At 71.4% G+C, this 25543-nt stretch carries 24 protein-coding genes; 6 read left to right on the top strand and 18 right to left on the bottom strand.

The features are described from left to right. Position 1 precedes the first annotated feature (1 nt). Positions 2-190, top strand: a complete 189-nt coding sequence (locus tag ACRAKF_RS27315) for a DUF397 domain-containing protein (protein WP_447040193.1) — start codon at positions 2-4, stop codon at positions 188-190. Between the two features lie 163 nt (positions 191-353). Here ACRAKF_RS27315 and ACRAKF_RS27310 read toward each other — a convergent pair whose 3' ends face one another. From ACRAKF_RS27310 to ACRAKF_RS27300, 3 genes are all read right to left on the bottom strand, one after another. Then, complete coding sequence (locus tag ACRAKF_RS27310) at positions 354-551, bottom strand: acyl-CoA carboxylase subunit epsilon (RefSeq protein WP_447040192.1); 198 nt, start codon at positions 549-551, stop codon at positions 354-356. Positions 552-587: 36 nt separating this feature from the next. Continuing rightward, positions 588-2180, bottom strand: a complete 1593-nt coding sequence (locus ACRAKF_RS27305; RefSeq protein WP_447040191.1) for an acyl-CoA carboxylase subunit beta — start codon at positions 2178-2180, stop codon at positions 588-590. 340 nt (positions 2181-2520) lie between these two features. After that, on the bottom strand, positions 2521-3222 hold the full coding sequence (locus tag ACRAKF_RS27300; RefSeq protein ID WP_447040190.1) for a DUF4232 domain-containing protein: 702 nt from the start codon (positions 3220-3222) through the stop codon (positions 2521-2523). Positions 3223-3626: 404 nt separating this feature from the next. On the opposite strand from ACRAKF_RS27300, the gene ACRAKF_RS27295 reads away from it, so the two are divergent. After that, the gene (locus ACRAKF_RS27295; protein WP_447040189.1) at positions 3627-4244 is read left to right on the top strand and encodes a YceI family protein; all 618 of its coding nucleotides are present in this window, start codon (positions 3627-3629) and stop codon (positions 4242-4244) included. A gap of 98 nt (positions 4245-4342) precedes the next feature. Here ACRAKF_RS27295 and ACRAKF_RS27290 read toward each other — a convergent pair whose 3' ends face one another. The 8 genes from ACRAKF_RS27290 to ureA form a co-directional block, all read right to left on the bottom strand. Continuing rightward, on the bottom strand, positions 4343-5713 hold the full coding sequence (locus ACRAKF_RS27290; RefSeq protein WP_447040188.1) for a hypothetical protein: 1371 nt from the start codon (positions 5711-5713) through the stop codon (positions 4343-4345). A gap of 68 nt (positions 5714-5781) precedes the next feature. Beyond that, positions 5782-7386 carry a citramalate synthase gene (gene cimA / locus ACRAKF_RS27285; protein WP_447040187.1) on the bottom strand — a complete coding sequence of 535 codons (1605 nt, stop codon included), beginning with the start codon at positions 7384-7386 and terminating at the stop codon, positions 5782-5784. Between the two features lie 353 nt (positions 7387-7739). After that, a complete protein-coding gene (locus ACRAKF_RS27280; protein WP_447040186.1) occupies positions 7740-8987 on the bottom strand; it encodes a hypothetical protein in 1248 nt (415 codons plus the stop codon). A 77-nt stretch (positions 8988-9064) separates the two neighbouring features. Continuing rightward, a complete protein-coding gene (locus ACRAKF_RS27275) occupies positions 9065-10156 on the bottom strand; it encodes a protein TolB (protein ID WP_447042208.1) in 1092 nt (363 codons plus the stop codon). Positions 10157-10290: 134 nt separating this feature from the next. Beyond that, positions 10291-10905 (bottom strand): TetR/AcrR family transcriptional regulator, encoded by a 615-nt coding sequence (locus ACRAKF_RS27270; protein WP_447040185.1) that lies wholly within the window; start codon positions 10903-10905, stop codon positions 10291-10293. A gap of 14 nt (positions 10906-10919) precedes the next feature. Continuing rightward, positions 10920-11957 (bottom strand): agmatine deiminase family protein, encoded by a 1038-nt coding sequence (locus ACRAKF_RS27265; RefSeq protein WP_447040184.1) that lies wholly within the window; start codon positions 11955-11957, stop codon positions 10920-10922. Between the two features lie 11 nt (positions 11958-11968). Continuing rightward, positions 11969-13651 (bottom strand): urease subunit alpha, encoded by a 1683-nt coding sequence (locus ACRAKF_RS27260; RefSeq protein WP_447042207.1) that lies wholly within the window; start codon positions 13649-13651, stop codon positions 11969-11971. Between the two features lie 17 nt (positions 13652-13668). Continuing rightward, positions 13669-14355, bottom strand: a complete 687-nt coding sequence (ureA, locus tag ACRAKF_RS27255; protein WP_447040183.1) for an urease subunit gamma — start codon at positions 14353-14355, stop codon at positions 13669-13671. Between the two features lie 222 nt (positions 14356-14577). On the opposite strand from ureA, the gene ACRAKF_RS27250 reads away from it, so the two are divergent. Further along, positions 14578-14751, top strand: a complete 174-nt coding sequence (locus tag ACRAKF_RS27250) for a hypothetical protein (protein WP_447040182.1) — start codon at positions 14578-14580, stop codon at positions 14749-14751. Between the two features lie 74 nt (positions 14752-14825). Here ACRAKF_RS27250 and ACRAKF_RS27245 read toward each other — a convergent pair whose 3' ends face one another. Both ACRAKF_RS27245 and ACRAKF_RS27240 read right to left on the bottom strand, forming a co-directional pair. Beyond that, complete coding sequence (locus ACRAKF_RS27245; protein ID WP_447042206.1) at positions 14826-15917, bottom strand: branched-chain amino acid aminotransferase; 1092 nt, start codon at positions 15915-15917, stop codon at positions 14826-14828. A gap of 248 nt (positions 15918-16165) precedes the next feature. Further along, positions 16166-17215 carry a 3-isopropylmalate dehydrogenase gene (locus ACRAKF_RS27240; protein ID WP_447040181.1) on the bottom strand — a complete coding sequence of 350 codons (1050 nt, stop codon included), beginning with the start codon at positions 17213-17215 and terminating at the stop codon, positions 16166-16168. Between the two features lie 152 nt (positions 17216-17367). On the opposite strand from ACRAKF_RS27240, the gene ACRAKF_RS27235 reads away from it, so the two are divergent. Next, a complete protein-coding gene (locus ACRAKF_RS27235) occupies positions 17368-18966 on the top strand; it encodes a purple acid phosphatase family protein (RefSeq protein WP_447040180.1) in 1599 nt (532 codons plus the stop codon). Positions 18967-19018: 52 nt separating this feature from the next. On the opposite strand, the gene ACRAKF_RS27230 is transcribed toward ACRAKF_RS27235, so the two are convergent. Together ACRAKF_RS27230 and ACRAKF_RS27225 are read right to left on the bottom strand one after the other, a co-directional pair. Next, positions 19019-19147 (bottom strand): hypothetical protein, encoded by a 129-nt coding sequence (locus ACRAKF_RS27230; RefSeq protein ID WP_447040179.1) that lies wholly within the window; start codon positions 19145-19147, stop codon positions 19019-19021. 203 nt (positions 19148-19350) lie between these two features. After that, positions 19351-20265, bottom strand: a complete 915-nt coding sequence (locus ACRAKF_RS27225) for a LysR family transcriptional regulator (RefSeq protein ID WP_447042205.1) — start codon at positions 20263-20265, stop codon at positions 19351-19353. A gap of 137 nt (positions 20266-20402) precedes the next feature. Here ACRAKF_RS27225 and ACRAKF_RS27220 point away from each other — a divergent pair, with 137 nt between their 5' ends. Further along, a complete protein-coding gene (locus tag ACRAKF_RS27220) occupies positions 20403-21404 on the top strand; it encodes an NADP-dependent oxidoreductase (RefSeq protein WP_447040178.1) in 1002 nt (333 codons plus the stop codon). A gap of 21 nt (positions 21405-21425) precedes the next feature. Here the strand turns inward: ACRAKF_RS27220 and ACRAKF_RS27215 are convergent, their stop codons facing one another. After that, entirely contained in the window at positions 21426-21953 is a 528-nt protein-coding gene (locus ACRAKF_RS27215; RefSeq protein ID WP_447040177.1) for a GNAT family N-acetyltransferase, read from the bottom strand. Between the two features lie 76 nt (positions 21954-22029). Between ACRAKF_RS27215 and ACRAKF_RS27210 the strand changes: the two genes are divergently transcribed. Continuing rightward, entirely contained in the window at positions 22030-22737 is a 708-nt protein-coding gene (locus ACRAKF_RS27210) for a nitroreductase family protein (RefSeq protein WP_447040176.1), read from the top strand. Positions 22738-22815: 78 nt separating this feature from the next. Here ACRAKF_RS27210 and pruA read toward each other — a convergent pair whose 3' ends face one another. Further along, on the bottom strand, positions 22816-24447 hold the full coding sequence (gene pruA, locus ACRAKF_RS27205; RefSeq protein ID WP_447040175.1) for an L-glutamate gamma-semialdehyde dehydrogenase: 1632 nt from the start codon (positions 24445-24447) through the stop codon (positions 22816-22818). A 53-nt stretch (positions 24448-24500) separates the two neighbouring features. Further along, positions 24501-25427 (bottom strand): proline dehydrogenase family protein, encoded by a 927-nt coding sequence (locus ACRAKF_RS27200; protein WP_447040174.1) that lies wholly within the window; start codon positions 25425-25427, stop codon positions 24501-24503. Positions 25428-25543 lie beyond the last annotated feature (116 nt).

The raw sequence follows: 25543 nt of genomic DNA, 5'->3' as shown, positions 1-25543 counted from the left end.
CATGTCCGCCCTTGAATGGCAGAAGTCGTCCTTCAGCGCCGAAGCGGCGAACTGCGTATACGTTGCCGCCACGCCTGACGACACTGTGCGCGTCCGCGAGAGCGACGAACCCGGCCGAATATTGTCCGTGTCCCGAGAGGCACTCTGCGCGCTGCTGGCGTCGGTCAAAGAACACCCGCGCGGCGAATAGTCGTGCAGCAAGCCGAAGCGGCGACTGGCCGTGTCCCGGGAAGGGCTCTCCGCGCTCCTGGTGAGCGGCAAGACGGCGGCTGAAGCGGCGGACCCGGTCCGGGGAAACGGCAAGCGCCGGACGGCTCCGTGTGGGAGGCGTCCGGCGCTTGGTGGAGCGGGGGTCAGCCCTGCCAGCTGTGCGGGGCGCGGAAGCCCGGGGTGCGCTCCAGGCGGCGCCAGCCGGCCCTGTCGCGGCCTCGGCGGGGGGCCGGGGTCTCGGCGGACCGCGCGGCGGCCCGTGCCAGGAGGATCGCGGTGATGGCCGCTACTTCCTCGGGCTCGGCGTGGCCCTTTTCCACTCGGATGTCAGGGGGAGTCATCTGCAGCGTTCTCCTTGTGGGTACTGCGGCGCAGCGTTACTGCGGAGGGTTGCCGTGCTTGCGCGAGGGCAGGTCGGCGTGCTTGTTGGCGAGCATGGCGAGGCTGGAGATCAGGACCTGGCGGGTTTCCGCGGGGTCGATGACGTCGTCGACCAGGCCTCGCTCGGCGGCGTAGTAGGGGTGCATGAGCTCGGCCTTGTACTCCTTGACCATGCGGGCGCGCATGGCTTCGGGGTCTTCGGCGGCGGCGATCTGGCGGCGGAAGATCACGTTGGCCGCGCCTTCGGCGCCCATGACCGCGATCTCGTTGGTGGGCCAGGCGTAGGTGAGGTCGGCGCCGATGGACTGGCTGTCCATGACGATGTACGCGCCGCCGTACGCCTTGCGCAGGATCAGGGAGATGCGCGGGACCGTGGCGTTGCAGTACGCGTACAGGAGTTTGGCGCCGTGGCGGATGATGCCGCCGTGTTCCTGGTCCACGCCCGGCAGGAAGCCGGGGACGTCGAGGAGCGTGACGATCGGGATGTTGAAGGCGTCGCACATCTGGACGAAGCGGGCCGCCTTCTCCGACGCCTCGATGTCCAGGACGCCGGCCAGGGCCTGCGGCTGGTTGGCGACGATGCCGACGACCTTGCCGTCCAGCCGGGCGAGCGCGCAGATGATGTTCCGCGCCCAGCGCTCGTGGACCTCAAGGAAGTCACCGTCGTCGACGAGCTCCTCGATGACCTTGGTCATGTCGTACGGGCGGTTGCCGTCCGCCGGGACCAGGTCGAGCAGTACGTCGGAGCGGCGCTCGGCCGGGTCGTCCGACTCGTGCGCGGGCGGGTTCTCGCGGTTGTTGGAGGGCAGCATCGCGATGAGGTAGCGCACCTCGGCGAGGCAGGTCTCCTCGTCGTCGTACGCGAAGTGCGCGACGCCCGAGGTCTCGGCGTGCACGTCCGCGCCGCCCAGACCGTTCTGCGTGATCTCCTCGCCCGTGACCGCGCGGACCACGTCCGGGCCCGTGATGAACATCTGCGAGGTCTCGCGGACCATGAACACGAAGTCCGTGAGCGCCGGGCTGTACGCCGCGCCGCCCGCGCACGGGCCCAGCATCACGCTGATCTGCGGGATCACGCCCGACGCCTTGGTGTTGCGCTGGAAGATGCCGCCGTAGCCGGCGAGCGCGCTGACGCCCTCCTGGATACGGGCGCCCGCGCCGTCATTGAGGGAGACCAGCGGCGCGCCGGCCGCGATGGCCATGTCCATGATCTTGTGGATCTTCGTGGCGTGGGCCTCGCCCAGCGCCCCGCCGAAGATCCGGAAGTCGTGCGCGTAGACGAAGACCGTACGGCCCTCGACCGTGCCCCAGCCCGTGATGACGCCGTCGGTGTACGGCTTCTTCGTCTCCAGGCCGAAGCCCGTGGCGCGGTGCCGCCGCAACTGCTCGACCTCATTGAAGGAGCCCGGGTCGAGGAGCAGCTCGATCCGCTCGCGTGCGGTCAGCTTGCCCTTGGCGTGCTGCGCCTCGGTCGCCTTCTCGCTGGGTCCGCGCAGCGCCTTCGCACGGATCTCGTGCAGTTCGGCCACGCGCCCACGCGCGTCGGTGGGCTCGCCCCCGGAGGAGGCGGTCTCGTCCAAAACGGTCATGTAGCGACCTTACGGAGCAGCCCCGGGGAAACGGACCGTCGACTCCGTACAGTCTCCGGGCCGTTTTCCTGGCACCCCCGGACAGAAGAGAGCGGGGGCACTGAAGAAGTGACTGCTCAGACCCTCTCCCTCTGTGGGGATCCCACAAAGGAACCCCCTAGCTGCCACCGCCGAGCCGGTCCCGGCCGGTCACGTTCCGTTGAGAGACGCCTCACAACGCGGGCCCCGAGCACCGGACCACCGCTGCGCGTGGGGAGGCGGCTGGAGTCCGTCCCGGCGACCTGGGCCGCAGGCGTATTGGCGAGGAGCGACAACCGGGCGGGCGCGCAGGCCCTCGCGGTCAGTTCGCCCCGCCCTGTCCGGCGCTGCCCATCGGGCCGACCGTGACGGGGCTGCCGGAGCCGTCGGTGACGGGCAGGGAGCCCTCGCCCGGCCAGGCGATGGAGACCGACTTCGTCTCGTTCGGCGGGGTCACGATCAGCGTGGTGATGCGGACGCCGGAGCCGCCGGAGTCGTTGATGGGGTAGCCGATGCCGAAGGACACCGACTCGCCGTCCTTGAGGACCATGGGGCTCGACGCCTGGCCACTGCGCTTGGCGGACAGGTCGCCGGCGCTGGTCTTCAGGTCGACGCCCGCGTAGCCGGAGAGGCTGCAATCCCGGCCGCCGCCGTTCTTGAACGTGACCGCGACGGTGCCCTCGGTGTCGCCGCCGACGGTGCCGTCGGTCGCGGTGACCTCCAGCTCGTCGGTGCGGCACTTGCCGACCTTGGTGTTCGCGTCGGAGCCGCTGCCGGCGGTGGCCGACTCCTGCCCGCCGGAGCTCTTTCCGCCGGAGTTCGTCCCCGCGGAGTCCGAGGAACCCGCGGAGCCCTCCCCGCCGCCCTGCTCCGAACCGCCCGAGCCGGAACCGCCCTCCGAGGACGACTCGGAGGAAGCGGAGGACTTGTCGCCCTGTGCTGTGCCGTCGTCACCGTTGCAGGCCGTCAGCGACAGACCCGCGGCAACGGCCAGGGCGGCGAAGGTGAGCTTGCGAACGCGCATCGTTTGTTTCCTCAGTGTCGGTGGGGGGAGCCTGCCGCTCAGCACGAGCGATCGTTTCTGATCACCAAGAGCACACCTGCCCGGCGAACCGTTCCCTCCCACCACCCCCTAAGACATTCCTGTGACATACATGAATCGACGCGGGGGCACCGCCGCCGCCCATTCCCCGCGCCGGACCGGGCTCCCGCCGCCCGTTCACGCCCGTCCGCGGCCACCACCCGCTGGGACAGAGCCGTAACCCTGTGGATCTTGACCGGCGCCGACACCGGAGCCGCCCACCACACCGTATCGACAAGAGGTTGAATGTTGAACAGAATCGCGCTACATTCAATCTCGTTGAACATTCAACGAAACGCAGCGAAGCTTCCGCTCGATACGGGAGCCCGTCCCCCAAGGAGCACGTCATGGGCATCTTCGGCCGCAAGAACGACACCGCCACCCTCACCGCCCCGGAACAGGCCGCGCCCGTCGCCGTCAGCCCGGAGCTCGCCGCGCTGACCGGTGACTACGCGATCGACCCGGCGCACTCGACGCTCGGTTTCGTCGCCCGCCACGCCATGGTCACCAACGTCAAGGGCTCGTTCCTCGACGTCTCCGGCACGCTGCACCTGGACGGCTCCGACCCGTCCCGCTCGACGGCCTCCCTGGACGTCAGGATGGACAGCATCGACACCGGCAGCGCCGACCGTGACGGGCACCTGAAGAGCGCGGACTTCTTCAAGGCGGAGGAGTTCCCCGAGATGACCTTCCGCTCCACCGAGGTGCGGGCGCTGGGCGGCGACGACTACCGCGTCACCGGCGACCTGACGATCCTGGGGACGACGAAGCCGCTCTCCATCGACCTGGAGTTCAACGGCTCGGCCAAGGACCCCTTCGGCAACGAGCGCGTGGGCTTCGAGGGCAAGGCGGAGATCCTCCGCTCGGACTGGGGCCTCACGTGGAACGCCGCCCTGGAGACCGGTGGCGTCCTTGTCTCCGACAAGATCAAGCTGAACTTCGACATCAGCGCCATCCGCGCGTGAACGGGTCCTCGCCGCACGGGGCGCCCCGGCTTCGGCTTCGGCGCCCCGTGGCTCTTCCCCGCTCATAGCGGTTGCAGGCTGAACGGCCACCGCCCCGCCTAGAACCCGCTTCCCCCGCCGAAGTCCCCGCCGCCGCCGAAATCGCCGCCTCCGCCGAAGTCACCGCCGCCTCCGAAGCCGCCGCCTCCTCCGAAGTCATCCGGGTCGAAGTCCGTGCCCGAGTAGTCGCCGCCCTCGAAGCCGCCGCCGTAGTCGCCGTATCCCGCGCCATAGTCGGCCGCGTATGCCGGGCCCGCCATCATTCCGCCGAGCATGGTGCCGAGCAGGAGGCCGGGGAGGACGCCGCCGCCGAAGTAGCCGCCCGCCCAGGGGCCGTAGGCCGGGCCCGCCTCCCAGTAGGGGCGGCGGTCGCCGTACTCCGTGGGGACCGTGCGCACCAGCGGGTCCTGGCCGTCCGCGAGGCGTGCCGCGTCCGCCGCGCAGACAGGGACCTCGCGCTCGGCGCCGCCGGCCGGGGCCCACCGGACGTCCTGGACCGAGGGGCCGTGCCGCGGGTCGAAGAAGCAGGGGGCCCGGCGCTCCGGCAGTTCGCGGCCCTCGCGACGGGCGGCGAGCAGGGCCAGCGAGAAGCGGCCGTCCTCCAGGGCCTGGGTCACGGCCCGCACGTCCTCGGGCCGCTGCGCGGCGGCCATGTACGACTTCGCCTTCTCGTAGGCGTCGAGCGCCCGCGCGTAGTCGGCGCGCATCGCGTCGTCCGCGCCCGCCTCCGCGGGGTGGAAGTCGAGCCGGTCGAGTTCCTCGCCGAACGCGGTGATGTCCTCGTCGACGACCACGGAGAGTTTGCGCAGGGCCTCGCGCTGCGCCCGCTCGTGGCGCCGCTTCTTGCGCCGGATCACGGCGTAGGCGCCGACGCCGCCCGCCACGATCACCACACCGACTCCGCCCAGGGCGCCGGGCGAGATCCCGTCCCCGGAGCCGCCGTCCCAGGACTCCGGGGCCGCGCCCCTCGCCTGCCTGACCGCCTGGTCGACGAATGCGTTGAGCTGGGTTTCCGCGTCCTGCCCGCGGACGAGGGAGACGAGGTTGGACACCGCGTTGCGCGACAGGACCGAATGGTCGGCCTTGGCGTTGAAGCCGTCGCCGAGCCGGACCGCGTAGACGCCCGTCACGCCCGTCTCGGCCCGCAGCCGGGGAAAGATGTCCTGCGGCGGGAAGTCCGGCGGCAGCACCGCCACGAAGACCGGTTTGTCCGCCTCCTCGATCTTCTGCGCCAAGGAGTCCGCCTGGCCGTCGGACAACTGGTCGGCGGCGGCCGGATCGACGTACACCGGCCTTTCCTCCCAGGCCGCGGCGACCTCCGAGGTACTGGTGGCGGCCGTCGCCCCGGGCGCCGCCGTGAAGGAGACGGCGCTCAGGGTGAGCAGCAGCCCGGACAGACCAACGGTGACCCGCTTCGCCCGATTCCTCATAATTCGAACGTAACGCAGGGAGCGCGTCGGCGTACGTTTCGGGAAGGGGCTGTTCGGCTCCGGAAGGGCTATTCGACCGGCTCGACGCCCGCGCGCAGCAGCCCGTAGGTGTACGCGTCCTCCAGCGCGCCCCAGGACGCGGCGATGACGTTCTCCGCCACGCCGACGGTCGACCACTCGCCGGCGCCGTCGCTGGTGGAGATCAGGACGCGCGTGGTGGAGGACGTGCCGTGCTTGCCCTCCAGGATGCGGACCTTGTAGTCGACGAGCTCCAGCTTGGCGAGCTGGGGGTAGATCCGCTCCAGGCCGACCCGGAGCGCCCGGTCGAGCGCGTTGACCGGGCCGTTGCCCTCGGCCGTGGCGACGATGCGCTCGCCCTTGGCCCACAGCTTCACGGTGGCCTCGTTGGCGTGCGTGCCGTCGGGGCGGTCCTCGACGATGGCCCGCCAGGACTCGACGCGGAAGTAGCGGCGCGCCCTGCCCTCGGCCTCCTCGCGGAGCAGCAGTTCGAAAGAGGCGTCGGCAGCCTCGTACGTGTAGCCCTGGAGCTCGCGCTCCTTGACGCGGTCCACGACGCGGCCGATCAGCTCGCGGTCGCCGCCGAGGTCGACGCCGAGCTCCTTGCCCTTGAGCTCGATGGAGGCGCGGCCCGCCATGTCCGAGACCAGCATCCGGATGCGGTTGCCCACCAGGTCGGGGTCGATGTGCTGGTAGAGGTCCGGGTCGACCTTGATCGCGGAGGCGTGCAGCCCCGCCTTGTGCGCGAAGGCGGAGACGCCCACGTACGGCTGGTGCGTCGACGGGGTCAGGTTCACGACCTCGGCGATGGCGTGCGAGACCCGGGTCATCTCGCGCAGCGAGCCTTCGGGCAGGACCTGCTTGCCGTACTTGAGTTCCAGGGCGGCGACGACGGGGAAGAGGTTGGCGTTGCCGACGCGCTCGCCGTAGCCGTTGGCCGTGCACTGCACGTGGGTGGCGCCCGCGTCGACGGCGGCGAGGGTGTTGGCGACGGCGCAGCCGGTGTCGTCCTGGGCGTGGATGCCGAGGCGGGCGCCGGTGTCGGCGGCCACGGTGGAGACGACGGCCTGGACCTGCGCGGGCAGCATGCCGCCGTTGGTGTCGCACAGGACGACGACGTCGGCGCCGGCCTCGGCGGCGGCCCGCACGACGGCCTTGGCGTACTCGGGGTTGGCACGGTAGCCGTCGAAGAAGTGCTCGCAGTCGACGAACACGCGGCGGCCCTGGGCGACGAGGTGGGAGACGGTGTCGCGGACCATCTCCAGGTTCTCGTCCAGGGTGGTGCGCAGGGCGAGTTCGACGTGCCGGTCGTGGGACTTGGCGACGAGGGTGATGACGGGGGCCCCGGACTCCAGGAGGGCCTTGACCTGCGGGTCCTCGGCCGCCTTGGCGTGGGCGCGGCGGGTGGCGCCGAAGGCGACGAGCTGGGCGTGCCGGAAGGTGATCTCCTGCCCGGCCCGGGCGAAGAACTCCGTGTCGCGCGGGTTGGCGCCGGGCCAGCCGCCCTCGATGAAGCCCACGCCGAAGTCGTCCAGGTGCCGTGCGATGGTCAGCTTGTCCGCCACGGTGAGGTTGATGCCCTCGCGCTGCGCGCCGTCGCGCAGCGTCGTGTCGAAGACGTGGAAGGAATCGTCGGGGGTACTGGTTTCCGTCATGCTGATCTGGCTCCTGTGTCGGATCTCGGTCTACCGGAATGACCGGCTCCACCGTCTTGATGATCCCGCGTGCTCCGCGTCCGGCCTGTGTGGGGCCTGGAAACGAAAAAACCCCTCGTGGGTACGAGAGGTTCGCGCGCGGGTCTGAAGACGACGGTGTCCGCCCGTACGTGGTGGTACGAGACGGTCACTGCGGACCGGCGCGCCTGCTGCCAATAATCATGGCGAACGAGAGCACGGTGGCAGCCTGCCACAGCCCGTGCACTCCGCGCTGTTCCGTCTCACGATGCGGGCGGCGCGGTGGACACCACCGCCCGCATCGGTGTGCGGCGTGAGACGTGAGGTGCGCTGCGTCAGCGCAGATGGCGTACGAAGACGTCGTCGCCGTCGTTCGTGTCGCCGTCCAGCAGCGTCTCGTCGTGGGACGTGAAGGCGATACGACGGCCGTCGGCCGCGACGCCGCCGGGGGCGACCTTGGCGGACGCCGCGCCTCCGGTGGTGTCCGGGCTGATCAGGGTCGTGGTGTTCTTCCTCAGGTCGCGCAGGTAGACGGGCCACTCCTTGCCGTACTCGGCCCCCGGCTCGGCCAGCTCCGTCAGGTACGTGAGGTAGCGGCCGTCGGCGCTGATCGCGGGCGAGCGGGTGTAGGCCTCGCCCGGGCCGCCCTGGGTTCCGTGGACGCGCTGGTTGGTGCCGGAGGCGATGTCGTGGACGAAGACGTTCCAGGCGGCGTCGTCGTCGTTCGGGACGAGATGGGTGTCGCGTGACTCGAAGACGACCTTGCGGCCGTCGCCGCTGATGGACGGGTCCAGCGACTCCTTCTCGGTCTCCGAACCGTCGTACGAGCGGTCGATCTCCGTCAGCTCACCGGTCTCCCTGTCGCGCAGCCAGACGTCGCTCCAGTCGTCGCCGCGCGGGCCGTTGGAGTAGTTGCGGGCGTAGACGACGCGGCTGCCGTCGTCGCTGACGGTCGCGGAGTGCGACCTGCGCGGCTCCCAGCCGTCGTCCGGCTGGCTGATGCGCTCGGTCGTGCCGGTCTTCCGGTCGCGCAGGAAGACGACGCCGCCGTCGTCGCGGTGGTCGGTGTCGAAGACGGCGTAGCGCGCGTCGGCGCTGAGCGAGACACCGCGCGCGCCCCGCCCGTCGAAGCCGTCGGGCAGCTCGACGTCGAGCCGCTCGGTCTTCTTCGTCCGGCGGTCGTGGATCCGGACGTCGGAGGCGGAGTACTCCCCCTCGGGCGAGGAGATGAACGCGACCCGGCGGCCGTCGGCGCTCAGCGCGGCCCCCCTGAGCTCACGCCCCGCCAGGGCGATCCGCTCGGTCCTGCCGGTGCGCAGATCGCGTACGAAGATGTCGCTGAGCCCGTTCGTGTCGCCGGCCACCAGGTCGCCGGCCTCCGAGTCGAAGGCGACGAACCGCCCGTTCCGGCTGATCACCGCCCCCGTCGACCTGCCGTTCGCCGCCTTCCCCTCGGCCGTGACGCTGATCCCCTCGGTGCGGGGCGCGGCGGGCGCGGCGAAGGCGGCGGGCAGGGTCGCGGCGGCGACCGCGGCGGCGAGAGTGGCGGCCGCCAGGGCGGCGCGGCGCTTGGTGCTGTGCATGGTGTGTTCCCCCGTGCTTTCTCGTGCTTTCTCGTGCTTTCTCTGCGTGGTCACTTGTTCCGCTGCTGTGCGGGACATCAGCGTGCCGTCCACCTGAAGACGTCGTTCACGCCGTTGGTGTCGCCGGGGACGACGTCCGCGTCGGGCGTGGAGTAGACGACGGTGCGCGCCTTCGCGCCGATCGCGCCGGGGGCCGCGACGCCGTGCCCGACGGTGGTCTCGCGGCCGTCGCTCAGCTTGCGCAGCCGCAGCGTCGACCGGTCGTCCCGGTAGAGGACGTGGCGTCCGTCGGGGCTGACCGCCTCCGCGTCGGCGCCCGGGATCCTGTGGAGCTTGCCGGTGCGCAGGTCGCGGATCTGGGCGCCGTCGGCGGAGTTCATCGCCACGGTGCGGCCGTTGCCGCTGATCTGCACGACCGCGGTGGCCGTGCCCTCGTCGGCGCGGGTGACCTCGTCCGTCTCGCGGTCGCGGACCCAGACCTCGCCGGTGCCGGCGTCACGGTAGGCGACATGGCGTCCGTCGGCGCTGAGGGACGGCGTCGTCATGTCGTGGACGGAGCTCTGCGGTGGGCCGCTGACGACCTCGCGGGTGTCGGTGACGCGGTCGTAGACCTCGACGCGGTACGGGTCGCCGGGGTGGTGCGGGTGCAGTTCGTACGCGATGTGGCGGCCGTCGGCGCTGATCGAGGGGCGGGAGGAGGTCTCCTTGAAGGCCGCGCCGTCGATCCGCCGGCGCTCACCGGTGGCGAGGTCGGTGAGGAAGACGTTCATGAGGTACGGGCCCCAGTCGCTGTAGGCGGCGTAGCGCCCGTCGCCGCTGATGACCGGGGCGCTCATGCTGGGTCTGATCCTGGTGACCTGCCCGGTCGTGAGGTCGCGCACGTGGCCGCGGGCCTCCGGCCGCGGCGCGCCGTCCGGCGTCAGGTTGGTGGCACTGCTGCTGAAGCCGATGTGGCTGCCGCTCGCCGTGATGGAAGCGGCCCCGGAGCCGCCATCGGCCTCCGTTCCGTCGGCCGCGACGCTCACGCGCTCCACCGTCGGCGCGTGCTCCACCGTCGGCGCGGGCTGCGCCGCCCGGACGGCGGTCGTCGGCGACGCGGTCGCTTGCGACGCGGTCGCCGGCAGCGCGGTGGCGCCGAGTGCCGCGACGAGTAAGGCGCTCAAGGACACACGTCTGGCAGTGGACATGGTTTCCCCCACGGACCTGTCACTCCCCCGGCCCGACGCCGAAGGCCCACGGGGATACAAGCGCACCTCCGAGGCAGCACGCAATCCGCCGGATTGCGTACAACCTGGACGGGCGGCTAGGCGTCCGAGGTGAGCGACGCGTCCAGGAACTCCCGTACGTGGGCGAGGACTTGTTCGCGTCCGGTGCCGCGCAGGCCGATCGCCACGTGGATGGAGAAGCCGTCGAGGAGCGCCCGCAGCCGGGCCGCGAACCGGTCCGGGTCGACGGCGCCGAACTCGCCGCGCGAGACGCCCTCGGCGACCAGCGCCACCAGGTCGCGGTGCCAGGCGCCCTCGATCGCGGCCTGCCGGTCGCGGCCCTCCTCGTCGGCGTTGAGGGAGCGGTTCCAGACCTCCAGCCACAGCGTCCAGTGGGGGTCGCCGACGCCGTCGGGGACGTACAGCCCGACGTAGGCGTCCAGGCGTGCGCGGGCCGTGCCGGTGCGGGCGAGGAGGCGGCCCCGCTCGGCGCCGAGGCGGCCCTCGCTCCACTCCAGGGTGCGCAGGAGCAGCTCGTCCTTGGTGCGGAAGTAGTAGAGGAGGTGGCCGGAGCTCATGCCGACCTCACGGCCGAGCGCGGCCATGGTCAGCTTCTCCAGGCCGCGCTCGGCGATCATCTCCATGGCTGCCGCGAGCACGTCCTCACGCGGCGGTGCGTTCTTCCGCGCGCGGGCCTGTCCGGCTCCGGCCATGGCTCACTCCCTGGTCACACCTTCGGCTGCTGCTGGGTGATGCAGTGGATGCCACCACCCCCGGCGAAGATCGTACGGGCGTCCACGAGCGTCACCGTCCGGTCCGGGAAGAGACCGCGGAAGATGCCCGCGGCGATCTCGTCGTTCGGGTCGTCGAAGGCGCACAGCACGACGCCGCCGTTGCAGAGGTAGTGGTTGATGTAGGAGTAGTCGACCCAGCCCTCGTCGTCCTTCAGGACGGTCGGGGCCGGCACCTCGACGATCCGCAGGGTGCGCCCGCGCGCGTCCTGCTGCCCCTGGAGGGTCGCGATGATCTCCTTGCTGACCTCGAAGTCGGGGTGCGCGGGGTCGCGCTGGGAGTGGACGAGGACGACGCCGGGCGCGGCGAACGCGGCGACGATGTCGACGTGGCCGAGGGTGCCGTAGCCGTGGCCGGGGTAGTCGGCGGTGAGGCCGCGGGGCAGCCAGATCGCCTTGGTGGTGCCGATCTTGCCGTGGATCTCGGCCTCGACCTGCTCCCTGGTCCAGCCGGGGTTGCGCTCGGGGCCGAGCTGCACGGTCTCGGTGAGCAGGACGGTGCCCTCGCCGTCGACGTGGATGCCGCCGCCCTCGTTGACCAGGGACGAGGCGTACGTACGGGCTCCGGCGAGGTCGGCGACGTGGGCGCCGATCCTGGCGTCGTGGTCCCAGCGGGCCCACTCCTGGGCGCCCCAGCCGTTGAACGTCCAGTCCACCGCGGCCAGCGCGCCCTTGCCGTCGGTGACGAAGGTCGGCCCGATGTCCCGCATCCAGGCGTCGTCGAGCTCCCGCTCCACGACCTCGATGTCCGGGCCGAGGAGCTCCTTGGCGTACGCGGACTGGGCGGGCCCGCAGACCACGGTGACGGGCTCGAAGCGGCGTACGGCTCGGGCGACGTCCGCCCAGGCCAGGCGGGACTCGTCGAGGCCGGCGGGGTCGTCGAAGGTGGGGTTGGGGCACGGCCACGCCATCCAGGTGCGCTCGTGCGGGGCCCACTCGGCGGGCATGCGGAAGCCGTCGGCGGCAGCAGACATGACGTAAACCCTTAAAGGAAGTAGAGGCGGTTGAGGGAGACCGAGTCGGCGGGCTCGGAGCGGACCGGGTCGCCGTCGAGGGTGACGAGGCCGGTGCGCTGGTTCACGTCGACCGCACCGGTGCGGGAGTTCAGCCGCAGGTCGGCGGGGCCGATGCCGCGGGTGCCGCGCACGGCGACCCTGCGGCGGCGGGTGGGCATGAGGTCGTTGCCCTGGTCGACGGCCGCCTGCGCGACGAACGCCACGGAGATGTCGGCGGGCGTCGCCCCGTACGCCCCGAACTGCGGGCCGAGGACGAGGGGTTCGCAGGTGTCGGTGGCGGCGTTCGGGTCGCCCACGACGCCGTACGCCGGGAAGCCGGACTTGAGGACGAGCTGCGGCTTGGCGCCGAAGTACTCGGGGCGCCAGAGCACGATGTCGGCGAGCTTGCCGGTCTCGATGGAGCCGACCTCGTGGGCGAGGCCGTGCGCGAGGGCGGGGTTGATGGTCAGCTTGGCGATGTAGCGCAGCACGCGCGCGTTGTCGTCGCGCTCGCCGTCGCCCTCCATGGGGCCGAGCTCGGCCTTCATCTTCCCGGCCATCGCGAAGGTACGGCGTACGGTCTCACCGGCGCGGCCCATGCCCTGCGCGTCGGACGAGGTGATGCCGATGGCGCCCAGGTCGTGGAGGACGTCCTCGGCGCCCATCGTCCCGGCACGGATGCGGTCGCGGGCCATGGCGGCGTCGCCCGGCAGGTCGGTCTTCAGGTCGTGGACGGAGACGATCATGCCGTAGTGCTCGGCGACGGCGTCCCGGCCGAAGGGCAGGGTCGGGTTGGTGGAGGAGCCGATGACGTTCGGCACGCCCGCCATCTTCAGGACGTTCGGCACGTGGCCGCCGCCGCATCCCTCGATGTGGAAGGCGTGGATGGTGCGGCCTTCGAGGACCTTCAGGGTGTCCTCGACGGACAGGCACTCGTTCAGGCCGTCGCTGTGCAGGGCGACCTGGACGTCGTGCTCCTCGGCGACGCGCAGCGCGGTGTCGAGCGCGCGGGTGTGCGCGCCCATGTCCTCGTGCACCTTGAAGCCGGACGCGCCGCCCTCGGCCAGCGCCTCGATCAGCGGGGCGTCGTGCGAGGACGAGCCGCGGCCGAGGAAGCCGATGTTGACCGGCCAGGCGTCGAAGGCGCTGAACGCGTGCCGCAGCGCCCAGGGCGAGTTGACGCCGACGCCCCAGACGGGGCCGAACTCCTGGCCGATGATCGTGGTGACGCCGGAGGCGAGGGAGGCCTCCATGATGCGCGGCGAGAGCAGGTGGACGTGGGTGTCCACGGACCCGGCGGTGGCGATGAGCCCCTCCCCCGACACGATGGACGTGCCGGTGCCGACCACGACGTCGACGCCGTCGAGGGTGTCGGGGTTTCCCGCCCGCCCGATGGCGTGGATGCGGCCTTCCCTGATGCCGATGGACACCTTGCGGATGCCCTGCACGGCGTCGATGACGACGACGTTGCTGATGACGACGTCACAGGTGTCGCGGACCGCGGCGGCCTTGAGGTGGAGCCCGTCGCGGGCCGTCTTGCCGAACCCGGCGAGGAACTCGTCGCCGTACTTCTGGGCGTCGGACTCGACGCGGATGGTGAGTCCGGAGTCGCCGAGCCGGACGTGGTCGCCGGCGCGGGGGCCGTGCGTGGAGGCGTACTCGTAGGGGTTCATCGCCTGCCCGAAGGGGTTCATCGCTGCTCCTCCGCTCCGAGGTAACCGCAGGCCACGGCCCTGCGCAGGGCCTCTTCCCGCGCGCCGGGCGCGTCGAGCGCGCCGTCCACGAGACCGGCGAAGCCGATGGCGATCCGCTCGCCGCCGATCGGCAGCAGCCCCACGTCGACGCTCTCGCCGGGCCCGAAGCGGACCGAGGACCCCGCGGGCACCGCGAGCCGCAGCCCGTAGGCGGCGGCGCGGTCGAAGTCGAGCCGGGGGTTGGCCTCGAAGAAGTGGAAGTGCGAGGTCACCGAGACCGGCACGGTGGCGGTGTTGCGCACGGTCAGGGTCACCGTGGGCGCGGGGTCGGCGTGCGCGGGGCCGGGGAGCAGCGCGCCCGGGGCCTCGCTGCCGAGGCCGGCGCCTATGGGGTCGCTGACCACCGCGAGGCGGGATCCGTCGTCGAAAACGGCCTCCACATGCACCTCGGTCACCACGTCGGCGACGCCCGGCAGTACGTCGTCGGGGCCGAGGGCGGCGCGGGCGCGCTCGACGGCCTCGGCGAGCCTGACGCCGTCGCGGGCGGCCTCGCAGACCGTGTCGGCGATCAGCGCGGTCGCCTCGGGGACGTTGAGTCTGAGGCCGCGCGCCTTGCGGGCCCTGGCGAGCTCGGCGGCCCCGAAGAGCAGCAGCCGGTCGCGTTCGGTGGGCGTCAGTCGCACCCCTCGACACCTCCTCGGTCACGGGATTTGAGCACCACTCTAACGGCGAGATCCCGCAGCCGGAACCATTGACGGAGAGGCACGACGCAGGCCACATTGAGCGCTGCTCTAAGAGCGTGGCGGGCACCCCGCACGGGCTGCTCGCGGCTTTCCTGGCGCTGGCGGTAGCCTGAACGGACCGTGATCAGCGGTGACCAGGACAGCAGTACGGGGAGAACCACCATGGAAGAACTCATAGGACTCGGCGTCCGCGCGGCGAAGGGTGCGGGGGCCGCGGTCCTCACCGTCGTCGACGCCATCACCGGCGGGCCGCTCACTCCGGTGGGTTCGAACGTCCCGAAGGAGAACGACGGGAAGGCCGACGACAAGGCCGCGGGCGACAGCGGCGACAAGTAGGACGGCCACGACGCGTCGAGCCCGGCCCCCCGAAGACTTTCGGGGGGCCGGGCTCGACGCGTGCGGGCCGGGGCTCAGCCCAGGTTGTGCATCCAGCCGTGCTGGTCATCGGCCGTGCCGCGCTGGATGTCGAGGAGGGCCTCGCGGAGCGCCATCGTGACCTTGCCCGGCTCGCCCCCGCTCTGCTGCCACTCGCCCGCGTTGCACTTGACCGTGCCGACAGGCGTGATCACGGCGGCGGTGCCGCAGGCGAAGACCTCGGTCAGGGTGCCGTTCTCGGAGTCGGTCCGCCACTGGTCGATGGAGATCCGGCCCTCCTCGGAGGTGTAGCCGAGGTCACGGGCGACCGAGAGCAGCGAGTCACGGGTGATGCCGGCGAGCAGGGAGCCCGTCAGCGTGGGGGTGACGATCCTGTCCCCATACACGAAGTACAGGTTCATGCCGCCGAGCTCCTCGACCCACTTGTGCTCCACGGCGTCGAGGTAGGCGACCTGGTCGCAGCCCTTCGCGGCGGCCTCGGCCTGCGCGAGCAGCGACGCGGCGTAGTTGCCGCCGGTCTTGGCGTCGCCCACGCCGCCGGGGACGGCGCGCACGCGGTCCTCGGAGAGCCAGATGGAGACGGGCTTGACGCCACCGGGGAAGTACGCGCCCGCGGGCGAGGCGATCACGATGAAGAGGTACTCGTTGGCGGGCTTCACACCCAGGCCGACCTCGGTCGCGATCATGAAGGGGCGCAGGTAGAGGGATTCCTCGCCGCCGTGCGCCGGAACCCAGTCGATGTCCTGGCGCACCAGCAGGTCGCACGCCTCGATGAACGTCTCGACGGGCAGCTCCGGCATGCCGAGGCGGCGCGCGGAGGACTGGAACCGGCGGGCGTTGGCGTCGGGGCGGAAGGTGGCCACGGTGCCGTCGGGCTGACGGTAGGCCTTGAGGCCCTCGAAGATCTCCTGGGCGTAGTGCAGGACGTTCGTCGCCGGGTCGAGGGCGAGCGGGCCGTAGGGCACGAGTTGCCCGTCGTGCCAGCCGCGGCCCTCCGTCCACTTGACCGTCACCATGTGGTCGGTGAAGTGGCGGCCGAACCCGGGGTTGGCCATGATCGCCTCGCGCTCGGCGGCGCCGAGCGGGGTCGATGAGGGCTTGAGCTCGATGGTCGGCGTCGTCGTCATGAGTACTTCGTCCTTCACGGTGTGATGGTGACGGACCGCGCTCACGCCCGTACCCCCAGGTACGTGGACGTCCGAGCTTCCCTGTCTCTTTCACGGCCCCACGTTCGATTATCGCTCGTGGGGTCGCCGAGAGAGAAACGGCATGGCTGCGGCCCGGGGATCGATGGTGACACCCCGGGGCTCCACAGAGAAGCCGCCGGGTGTCCTCGCGGACCCGGCGGCTTCTGATACGGGATCGAACTACCGGGTCAGCCCGCTACTCGTACGGCGAGCGCGTCGCCGATCTGCTCCGTGGAGCGGGCCGTGTCCCCGCGCTCCGCGAGGTCGGCGGAGACCGCGGCCTCGATGCGGGCGGCCTCGGTCTCGTACCCGAGGTGGCGCAGGAGGAGCGCGACGGAGAGCACGGTGGCCGACGGGTCGGCCTTGCCCTGGCCCGCGATGTCCGGCGCCGAGCCGTGTACGGGCTCGAACATCGACGGGAACTCGCGGCTGGGGTTGATGTTGCCCGAGGCCGCGACGCCGATGCCGCCGGAGACGGCCGCGGCGAGGTCGGTGATGATGTCGCCGAAGAGGTTGTCGGTGACGATCACGTCGAAGCGGCCGGGGTCGGTGACGAGGTAGATCGTCGCGGCGTCGACGTGGATGTAGTCGGTGGTGACCTCGGGGAACTCCTTGGCCACCTGGTTGAACACGTTCGTCCAGAGGTGACCCGCGTAGGCCAGGACGTTGTTCTTGTGGACCAGCGTCAGCTTCTTGCGCGGGCGGGCCTGCGCGCGGGTGAAGGCGTCGCGGACCACGCGCTCCACGCCGAAGGCGGTGTTGACCGACACCTCGGTGGCGACCTCGTGCGGCGTGCCGGTGCGGATCGAGCCGCCGTTGCCCGTGTACGGGCCCTCGGTGCCCTCGCGCACGACGACGAAGTCGATCTCGGGCTGGCCCGCGAGCGGCGTGGCGACACCCGGCAGCAGCTTCGAGGGGCGCAGGTTGACGTGGTGGTCGAAGAGGAAGCGGAGCTTCAGCAGGAAGCCGCGCTCCAGGACGCCGGACGGGACCGAGGGGTCGCCGATCGCGCCGAGCAGGATCGCGTCGTGCTGCTTGAGGGCATCCGCGTCGGCGTCGGTGAGGGTCTCACCGGTCGCGTGGTACCGCTTGGCGCCGAAGTCGAACTCCGTCGTCCGCAGCTTCACATCCTGCGGGAGCACGGCGTTGAGGACCTTGAGCCCCTGGGCCACGACCTCTGGGCCGATGCCGTCTCCGGGGATGACTGCGAGATTGATGCTGCGCGTACTTGCCGACATGCGGGCACCCTACTCTTCCGTCCCACGGGATGACACGAGCAGTCCGCCATACGGACACGCCATGGCGTGCCGCGGGCACGCCACCACATGGCCACCCCTTCTTCACCTCGGGGCCCGCCTCCAGTTGGCGCCCGCTGGGAACTTCTCCCTGCATGGACACTCCCCACGTCGGCATACCGGAGCGGCTCGCGGCCGGGATGAGCATGCCGGAACAGCACGAGTACCTGCGCGCACGGCTCTCCCGCCGCAGGGTGCTCGCCGGGTCGTTCGCCGCGGCCGGGACGGCGGCCGGCGCCGGACTCCTCGCGGGCAGCTCGGGCAGCGCGTACGGCGAGGGAGCCACGCGCACCTCGGCGGTGACGCCGGCGACGCCGACCACGCGGGCCCGGGTCGACGGCAGGCTGGTCGCGCCCTTCGGGCGGCACCTCGCGTTCGGCGCCGACCCGAGGACGCAGATGCGGATCTCCTGGCAGGTGCCGCTCGCGGTGAGGTCGCCGTACGTGCGGATCGGCACGCGGCCCTGGGAGCTGAGCCGGCGGATCGGGGCCGAGGTGCGCGACCTGCACACCCCGTCGCTGTCGAAGAAGCTGCCGGCCGTGGAGCAGTACTACGTCCACGCGGCGCTGGACGGGCTGCGGCCGGGCACGACGTACTACTACGGCGTCGGTCACGACGGCTTCGACCCGGCGTCGCCCGAGCGGATGGCGACGCTCGGCACGTTCAGGACGGCGCCCGCCGCGCCCGAGAGGTTCGTCTTCACGGCCTTCGGCGACCAGGGCGTGAGCTACCACGCGCTCGCCAACGACCAGCTCATCCTGGGCCAGGACCCGTCCTTCCACCTGCACGCGGGCGACCTCTGCTACGCGGACGACACCGGGCACGGCAAGGAGTCGGACACCTACGACGCGCGCGTGTGGGACACCTTCCTCGCGCAGACGGAGTCGGTCGCGAAGTCGGTGCCGTGGATGGTGACGACCGGCAACCACGACATGGAGGCGTGGTACTCGCCGAACGGCTACGGCGGGCAGGCCGCCCGCTGGTCGCTGCCGGACAACGGCTTCGACCCCTCGCGCGCGCCCGGCGTCTACTCCTTCACCTACGGCAACGTCGGGGTGGTCGCCCTCGACTCCAACGACGTCTCGTACGAGATACCGGTGAACCGGGGCCACTCGGACGGCAGGCAGACCGCCTGGCTCGACCGGCGCCTCGGTGAGCTGCGGGCGGCCGACGGGATCGACTTCATCGTCGTCTTCTTCCACCACTGCGCGTACTCGACGTCGCGGCACGCCTCGGACGGCGGGGTCCGTGACGCCTGGCTGAAGCTGTTCACGCAACACCAGGTGGACCTGGTGATCAACGGCCACAACCACGTCTACGAACGGACCGACGCCATCAAGGGCGGCGAGGTCGGCAGGCCCGTGCCGGTCGGCGCGTCGACCGATCCGACGCGCGACGGCATCGTGTACGTCACCGCGGGCGGCGGGGGCAAGGAACTCTACGGTTTCGGCCCCGGGGTCAAGGACAGCCACGAGGGCCGCGTCCGCGACCGCGACCACGTCACGACCTTCCACTGGACGCGGCAGCGGCACTCCGCCCCCGAGACCGTCGAGTGGTCACGGGTGCGCTACACCGGCTACTCGTTCCTCGCGGTGGAGGTGACGGCCGGCGCGCGCCCGAAGCTGACGGTCTCCGCGCTCGCCGAGAGCGGCGAGCGCATCGACCACTTCGAGGTCGTACGCGGGTCGCGGTGATCCGCGTCGCGGTGATCCGACGGTGACCGCGACCCGGTCGTACGGGCGGGGCTCAGTGCCCCGTTTCGCCGCCGTTGTCCCGGCGGTCGAGGGCGCGCTGGAGGGCGGCCGCGGCGTTCTTGCGCTCGGAGTCGCTCTTGCGGGAGATGTGACGGACTCGGCGGACGGTCGTCTCGGCCATGGGGGATCCACTCCTTGAGGGAAGGGTGATTTCGAGACGCCGGGGGCGGGGAGCGGCGGAGCGGCAGGGTTCGCCTGCGCGGGGCTCCGGCTCACGACCGCCATTCGCTTGATCTAGCGAGACGTTCGGCTCCTACAAAGCTAAGGGAGGACGGAGCGTCTGTCTCCACAGTTACTCGGACTTCCTACTATCTGAGACGGCCTTCACGCGCGCGCCGCCCTCAGCTCGCGGATCAGCGCCCGCACGGCTACGGAAGAGGCCAGCTCAGGGGTGGTGACATAGCCGACGGAGCGGGTCGGGCGCCCCGTTCCGAGGTCGGTGACCTGGACCACGTCCGGCGCTCCCGTCAGCGACAGGGCGGGCATGATCGCCATGCCGTGGCCGTTGCCGACCATGGAGAGGACCGCCCCGTCGTCCTCGGTGAGCACCGTCGCCCTCGGTATCCAGTCCTGCCGGCCCCACCACTGCCTGGTGTACGAGCCGCAGTTCTCGTGCCAGTCCACCAGCGGCAGGGAGCGCGGGTCGGGATGGCCCGCCGGGTGCACCAGCGAGTACTCCTCCTCGATCAGCTCGCCGCTGATGAGCCCCGGGGGCAGCGGCGAGGTGCCGCCGAGCGTCGCGATGCCCACGTCGGCCCGGCCGGCCGCGACCTCCCCCGCCGTGCCCGCGCCCAGCTCGCGCACCACCCGGACCTCCGGCTCGATGCCGGGGTGCCGGGCGGCGAGCCGCTTCAGGGCCGCGGGCAGCAGGTGCAGCGCCGCGCTGCGGAAGGCGGCGATGCGCAACGGCCCCTCGACGGTGCCCCGCGCGGCGCCGCGGGCCTCCGCGACCAGGGCGTCGAGCAGCCGCAGGACGCGCCGGGCGTGCGCCGCGGCGGCGACCCCGGCGGGCGTGGGCGTCGCGCCCTTGCGCCCACGCTCGAAGAGGACGACGCCGACCTTGCGTTCCGTGCCGCGGATGGAGTGCGACACGGCGGACTGGGTGAGCCCCAGCGCCTGCGCGGCAGCGGAGAACCCGCGCTCGCGGTCGACGGCGACCAGTATCCGGAGCTCGTGCGGGGCGAGATCGGCGGCGGTGAGCGAGGCGGTGGCAGAGGGCGAGGCGGTGGCGGAGGGCAGCTTCGGGGTGCCCGGGCGCGCGTTCGTGACGGGTTTCGTGGGGCTCACCTGCTTCTATGAGCGGCTCTCATGGGCCGGGGCGTTCCATGAGCGGAACCCTCTGCCCGGGGGCCGCATTCCCGCCTAGCGTCACGGACATGACCGAGACCGCGCTCACCGTGCACCAGACCACCCGCCCCCACGGCTTCCCCACCGCCGCGGACTTCGCCTTCGTGGAGTCCGCGCCGCCCGCGCCGGCGCCGGGCACCGCCCTGGTCGAGAACCTCTACTGGTCCGTCGACCCGTACCACCGCGAGATGATGGACGGCGAGTTCGAGCTCGGCGCCCCGCTGGAGGGCCGCACCATCGGCCGCGTCGTGGAGTCGCGCGATCCGGCGCTCCCCGAGGGCGAGATCGTCTTCCACCGCCAGGGCTGGCGCACCCACGCCGTGGTGACCCCGGACGAGGCCCGCCGCCTCCCCCGCTTCGACGGCGTACCGCTCTCCGCGTTCATGGGCATCCTCGGCGGCACCGGCCTGACCGCGTACGTGGGCCTCACCCGCGTCGCCGAACTCCGCGAGGGGCAGGACCTGTTCGTCTCCGCGGCCGCCGGCGGCGTCGGCACGGCGACCGGTCGCCTCGCCCGGCTCATGGGCGCGGGCCGCCTCGTCGGCAGCGCGGGCTCGGCCGCCAAGGGCGCCCACCTCACCGAGCACGTCGGCTACGACGAGGTCTTCGACTACCGCGCGGGCCCTGTCGCCGATCTCCTCGCCAAGGCGGCGCCCACCGGCATCGACGTGTACGTCGACAACGTGGGCGACGAGCACCTGGAGGCCGCGATCACCTCGCTGCGCGAGCACGGGCGGATCGTACGGGTCGGCACGATCGCGCGGTACAACGCCACGGACGCGCCCTACGCGCTGCGCAACCTCCCCGACATCGTCGAGAAGAGCCTGCGCATGGAGGGCTTCCTCGTCCGCGACTACCGCCACCTGCAAGAGGAGTTGTACGAGTTCGTCGTGCCGCATCTGCGCAGCGGCCGGGTGGGCCTCGACCAGACCGTGGTCACGGGGTTCGACCGCATCGTGGAGGCGTTCCTGGGCATGCTGCGCGGCGAGAACCTGGGGAAGATGATCGTCCGCGCCACCGACGCCGACTGAGGGCCGCGCCCCTCGTACGGGTCAGTACACGTCGCCGTCGCGCCAGTCGATGAACAGCTCGTGCGCCGGGTCCAGGTCCGCGCCCCACAGCAGCGGCGGCTCCTCGTCCGGCAGGGTGACGGGACCCCTCGGGCCGAGCGTGCCGACCGCGCCCTTCCACTCCGCCCAGCCGCGCCCGAGGTACAGCCGCGCTCCCTCGTCGGAGGCGGACAGCGCACCCAGCGCGTAGGCCCGGTCGATGACGTGCTCCAAGGCGTCCATCACCCGGCCGCCGAGGCCCTGCCGCTGCCGGTCGGGGCGGACGGCGACCGCCTCCACGTAACCGACGCGGAACGAGCGGCCGTCGTGCAGGACGCGGCGCTGGGTCACCGAGCCGTGCGCGAGGAGGGCGCCCGTGGCGTCATGGATGAGGGCGTGGACACCGCCGAGGCCGTGGTCCCAGTCGTGGTCGCCGAAATCGCCGTCGAAGGCCTCGTCGAGCAGGGAGCGCGCGGCACGCAGCTCGGCCGCCGTCAGTTCACTGGTGTGGGCCGTACGCAAGGTGGTCACGGTGACACCGTACTCAGCCGCGCCAAGACGGCGGAAAGCCGGGCGCCGACGGCACGGGGCACCCAGAATCGGGGACATGTCTGAGACCCAGCATCAGCAAGAGTGGGCCCCCATCCACGGCCGGCCCTACCGTTCCGTCCCCTACCGTCCGGAGCGCATGCCCGACGCGGAGTCCCGCGAGACCGCGGCCCGCCTGCGCAGGCGCATGGACGAACGCCGCACCGTACGGCAGTTCTCCTCCGACCCCGTACCGGAGCAGGCCGTGCGGGACGCCATCGCGTGCGCGGCGACGGCACCGTCCGGCGCACACCAGCAGCCCTGGACGTTCGTCCTCGTCAAGGACCCGGAGGTGCGCCGCCGTATCCGCGAGGCCGCCGAACACGAGGAGCGCGTCTCCTACGACGGGCGGCTGGGCGAAGAGTGGCTCGCGGCCCTGCGCCCCCTCGGCACGGACGAGGTGAAGGCGCACCTGACGGACGCCCCCGCCCTGATCGTCGTCTTCCAGCAGCGTCACTGGCTCGGCGAGGACGGCACCAAGCACAAGCACTACTACGTGGACGAGTCCGTCGGCATCGCGGTCGGCATGCTGCTCTCCGCCCTGCACCTGTCCGGCCTCGCCGCCCTGATCCACACGCCGAGCCCGATGCGGTTCCTCTCCGAGGTGCTCGGCCGCCCCGCGAACGAGAAGGCGTTCGCGGTGATCCCCGTGGGCTATCCGGCGCCGGACTGCCGGGTCCCCGACCTCGTACGCAAGTCACTGGACCAGGTCCTCGTGGAGGTCTGAAGACACCGCCTCCGACCGGGGTGGGGCCCAGGTCGGAGGCGGGGTTCAGGGGCGGGCCACAGGGGCCCGGCGGGGGCGTCAGCCCATGTGCGGGTAGCCGTACTCGGTCGGCGGGACCAGCGTCTCCTTGATGGCGCGGGTCAGCGTCCACCGCTGGAGGTTCTGCGGGGCGCCGGCCTTGTCGTTGGTGCCGGAGGCACGGCCGCCGCCGAAGGGCTGCTGGCCGACGACGGCGCCGGTCGACTTGTCGTTGATGTAGAAGTTGCCCGCGGCGTAGCGGAGCTTCTCCATCGTGTACGCGGCGGCGGCGCGGTCGTTCGCGATGACCGAGCCGGTGAGCGCGTAGTCGGAGGCCGACTCCATCTGGGTCAGCATCTCGTCGTACTTGTCGTCCTCGTAGACGTGCACGGCGAGGAACGGGCCGAAGTACTCGGTCGTGAAGACCTCGTTCGTCGGGTCGGTGCACTCGACGACGGTCGGACGCACGAAGTAGCCGACCGAGTCGTCGTAGGTGCCGCCCGCGACGATGGTGCAGGAGTCGTCCGCCTTGGCGCGGTCGATGGCCGCCTTGTTCTTGGCGAACGCGCGCTCGTCGATGACGGCGCCGATGAAGTTCGACAGGTCGGTGACGTCACCCATCTTGATGCCGTCGACCTCGGCCGCGAACTCCTCCTTGAAACCGGAGTTCCAGATGGAGGCCGGGATGTAGGCGCGCGAGCTCGCGGAGCACTTCTGGCCCTGGAACTCGAAGGAACCGCGGGTCAGCGCGGTCTTGAGGATCGCGCGGTCGGCGCTGGGGTGCGCGACGACGAAGTCCTTGCCGCCGGTCTCGCCGACCAGACGCGGGTAGGTGCGGTACTTGGCGATGTTCTCGCCGACCGTCTTCCACAGGTGCTGGAAGGTCGGGGTGGAGCCGGTGAAGTGGATGCCCGCGAGGTCACGGTGGTGCAGGGCGACCTCGGAGACGGCGATGCCGTCACCGGTGACGAGGTTGATGACGCCCTTGGGCAGGCCCGCCTCCTCCAGGAGCTGCATGAGCAGCACGGCGGCGTGCGTCTGCGTCGGGGACGGCTTCCACACGACCACGTTGCCCATGAGGGCCGGGGCGGTGGGGAGGTTGCCCGCGATGGCGGTGAAGTTGAACGGCGTGATCGCGTAGACGAAGCCCTCGAGCGGGCGGTGGTCCAGACGGTTCCAGACGCCGGTCGCGTTCGCCGGGGGCTGCTCGGCGAGCAGGTCACGGGCGTACTTGACGTTGAAGCGCCAGAAGTCGATGAGCTCACACGGCGTGTCGATCTCGGCCTGCTGGGCGGTCTTCGACTGGCCGAGCATCGTCGAGGCGGCCAGCGTCTCGCGCCACGTGGTGGAGAGCAGCTCGGCGGCGCGCAGGATGATCGCGGCGCGGTCGTCGAAGGACATCGCGCGCCACGCGGGGGCGGCGGCCAGGGCGGCGTCGATCGCGTCCTGGGCGTCCTGCTTGGTGGCGCCGCGGCCGGTGCCGATGACGGCCTTGTGGTTGTGCGGCTGCACGACCTGGAAGGGCTCGCCGCCGCCGAGGCGCTTGACGCCGCCGATGGTCATCGGCAGCTCGATCGGGTTCTCGGCCAGCTCCTTGAGCTTGGTCTCGAGGCGGGCACGCTCCGGGGAACCGGGGGCGTAACCGTGCACCGGCTCGTTGACCGGGGCCGGGACCTGAGTGACAGCGTCCATGAGTTCCGTATCTCCTTAAGAGGGTCGAGGGGGTGGGAAGCTCAGCCCTTGGTTCAGTCCTTGGTGAGGATGGAGCGGGCGAAGAAGAGCAGGTTGGCGGGCTTCTCGGCGAGGCGGCGCATGAAGTAGCCGTACCAGTCGGTGCCGTAGGCGGTGTACACACGCATGCGGTGTCCCTCGGCGGCGAGCCGCAGGTGCTCGTCGCTGCGGATGCCGTACAGCATCTGGAACTCGTACTCATCCAGTTTGCGCCCCGCACGCCGGGCGAGCTCCTGCGCGATGGAGATCAGCCGCGGGTCGTGCGAGCCGATCATCGGGTACCCGTCGCCCTCCATGAGGATACGGGTGATCCGCACGTACGCCTTGTCGATCTCGGCCTTGTCCTGGTACGCGACCTCGGCGGGCTCCTTGTAGGCGCCCTTCACGATGCGTACGCGGCTGCCGGCGGCGGCCAGGCGGCGGGCGTCGGCCTCGGTGCGGAAGAGGTAGGACTGGATGACGCAGCCGGTCTGCGGGAAGTCCTTCCGCAGCTCCTCGTGGATGGCGAACATCGAGTCGAGGGTGGTGTGGTCCTCGGCGTCCAGGGTGACCGTGGTGCCGATGGCCGCGGCGGCCTCGACGACGGGCCGGACATTGGCCAGAGCCAGCTCGTGGCCGTCCTCAAGCGCCTGGCCGAACATCGACAGCTTCACCGACATCTCGGCCCGGGTGCCGAGGCCCAGGTCCTTCAGGCGCCCGATGAGCTCCAGGTAGGCGTCGCGGGCGGCGTGGGACTGCTCGCCGGTGGTGATGTCCTCGCCCACCACGTCGAGGGTGACCTCAAGGCCCTTGCCGGTGGCGTCGACGATGATCGGCACGACGTGGTCGACGCTCTCGCCCGCGATGAAGCGGTCGACGACCTGCTTGGTGCCGGGGGCCGCCGAAACGAAACGGCGCATGTTGTCGCTGCGCGACGCGGCGAGGATCACGGGACCCAGCACGGGCACCTCCACAGGTGTATGAAATCGAGTGCGTAACGACATGCCCCCCATAGGGGGAATGCGGTGGTACGGCACGGAGAACCACCGTGAAATCTAAGGATCCACCGGGCACCGGA

Source organism: Streptomyces sp. DSM 118878 (assembly GCF_052936595.1).
Note: the sequence above shows the minus strand (reverse complement) of the source record. Positions and strands in the feature narration are given on the sequence as shown.

Coding starts and splice junctions, on each gene's coding strand:
- ACRAKF_RS27240 (WP_447040181.1), bottom strand. CDS start 17,215: ATGTCGGCAAGTACGCGCAGCATCAATCTCGCAGTCATCCCCGGAGAC.
- ACRAKF_RS27210 (WP_447040176.1), top strand. CDS start 22,030: ATGTCTGAGACCCAGCATCAGCAAGAGTGGGCCCCCATCCACGGCCGG.
- ACRAKF_RS27265 (WP_447040184.1), bottom strand. CDS start 11,957: ATGTCTGCTGCCGCCGACGGCTTCCGCATGCCCGCCGAGTGGGCCCCG.
- ACRAKF_RS27315 (WP_447040193.1), top strand. CDS start 2: ATGTCCGCCCTTGAATGGCAGAAGTCGTCCTTCAGCGCCGAAGCGGCG.
- ACRAKF_RS27230 (WP_447040179.1), bottom strand. CDS start 19,147: ATGGCCGAGACGACCGTCCGCCGAGTCCGTCACATCTCCCGCAAGAGC.
- ACRAKF_RS27295 (WP_447040189.1), top strand. CDS start 3,627: ATGGGCATCTTCGGCCGCAAGAACGACACCGCCACCCTCACCGCCCCG.
- ACRAKF_RS27310 (WP_447040192.1), bottom strand. CDS start 551: ATGACTCCCCCTGACATCCGAGTGGAAAAGGGCCACGCCGAGCCCGAG.
- ACRAKF_RS27260 (WP_447042207.1), bottom strand. CDS start 13,651: ATGAACCCCTACGAGTACGCCTCCACGCACGGCCCCCGCGCCGGCGAC.
- cimA (WP_447040187.1), bottom strand. CDS start 7,386: ATGACGGAAACCAGTACCCCCGACGATTCCTTCCACGTCTTCGACACG.
- ACRAKF_RS27290 (WP_447040188.1), bottom strand. CDS start 5,713: ATGAGGAATCGGGCGAAGCGGGTCACCGTTGGTCTGTCCGGGCTGCTG.
- ACRAKF_RS27270 (WP_447040185.1), bottom strand. CDS start 10,905: ATGGCCGGAGCCGGACAGGCCCGCGCGCGGAAGAACGCACCGCCGCGT.
- ACRAKF_RS27235 (WP_447040180.1), top strand. CDS start 17,368: ATGGACACTCCCCACGTCGGCATACCGGAGCGGCTCGCGGCCGGGATG.
- ACRAKF_RS27220 (WP_447040178.1), top strand. CDS start 20,403: ATGACCGAGACCGCGCTCACCGTGCACCAGACCACCCGCCCCCACGGC.
- ACRAKF_RS27245 (WP_447042206.1), bottom strand. CDS start 15,917: ATGACGACGACGCCGACCATCGAGCTCAAGCCCTCATCGACCCCGCTC.
- ACRAKF_RS27250 (WP_447040182.1), top strand. CDS start 14,578: ATGGAAGAACTCATAGGACTCGGCGTCCGCGCGGCGAAGGGTGCGGGG.
- pruA (WP_447040175.1), bottom strand. CDS start 24,447: ATGGACGCTGTCACTCAGGTCCCGGCCCCGGTCAACGAGCCGGTGCAC.
- ACRAKF_RS27305 (WP_447040191.1), bottom strand. CDS start 2,180: ATGACCGTTTTGGACGAGACCGCCTCCTCCGGGGGCGAGCCCACCGAC.
- ACRAKF_RS27300 (WP_447040190.1), bottom strand. CDS start 3,222: ATGCGCGTTCGCAAGCTCACCTTCGCCGCCCTGGCCGTTGCCGCGGGT.
- ACRAKF_RS27280 (WP_447040186.1), bottom strand. CDS start 8,987: ATGCACAGCACCAAGCGCCGCGCCGCCCTGGCGGCCGCCACTCTCGCC.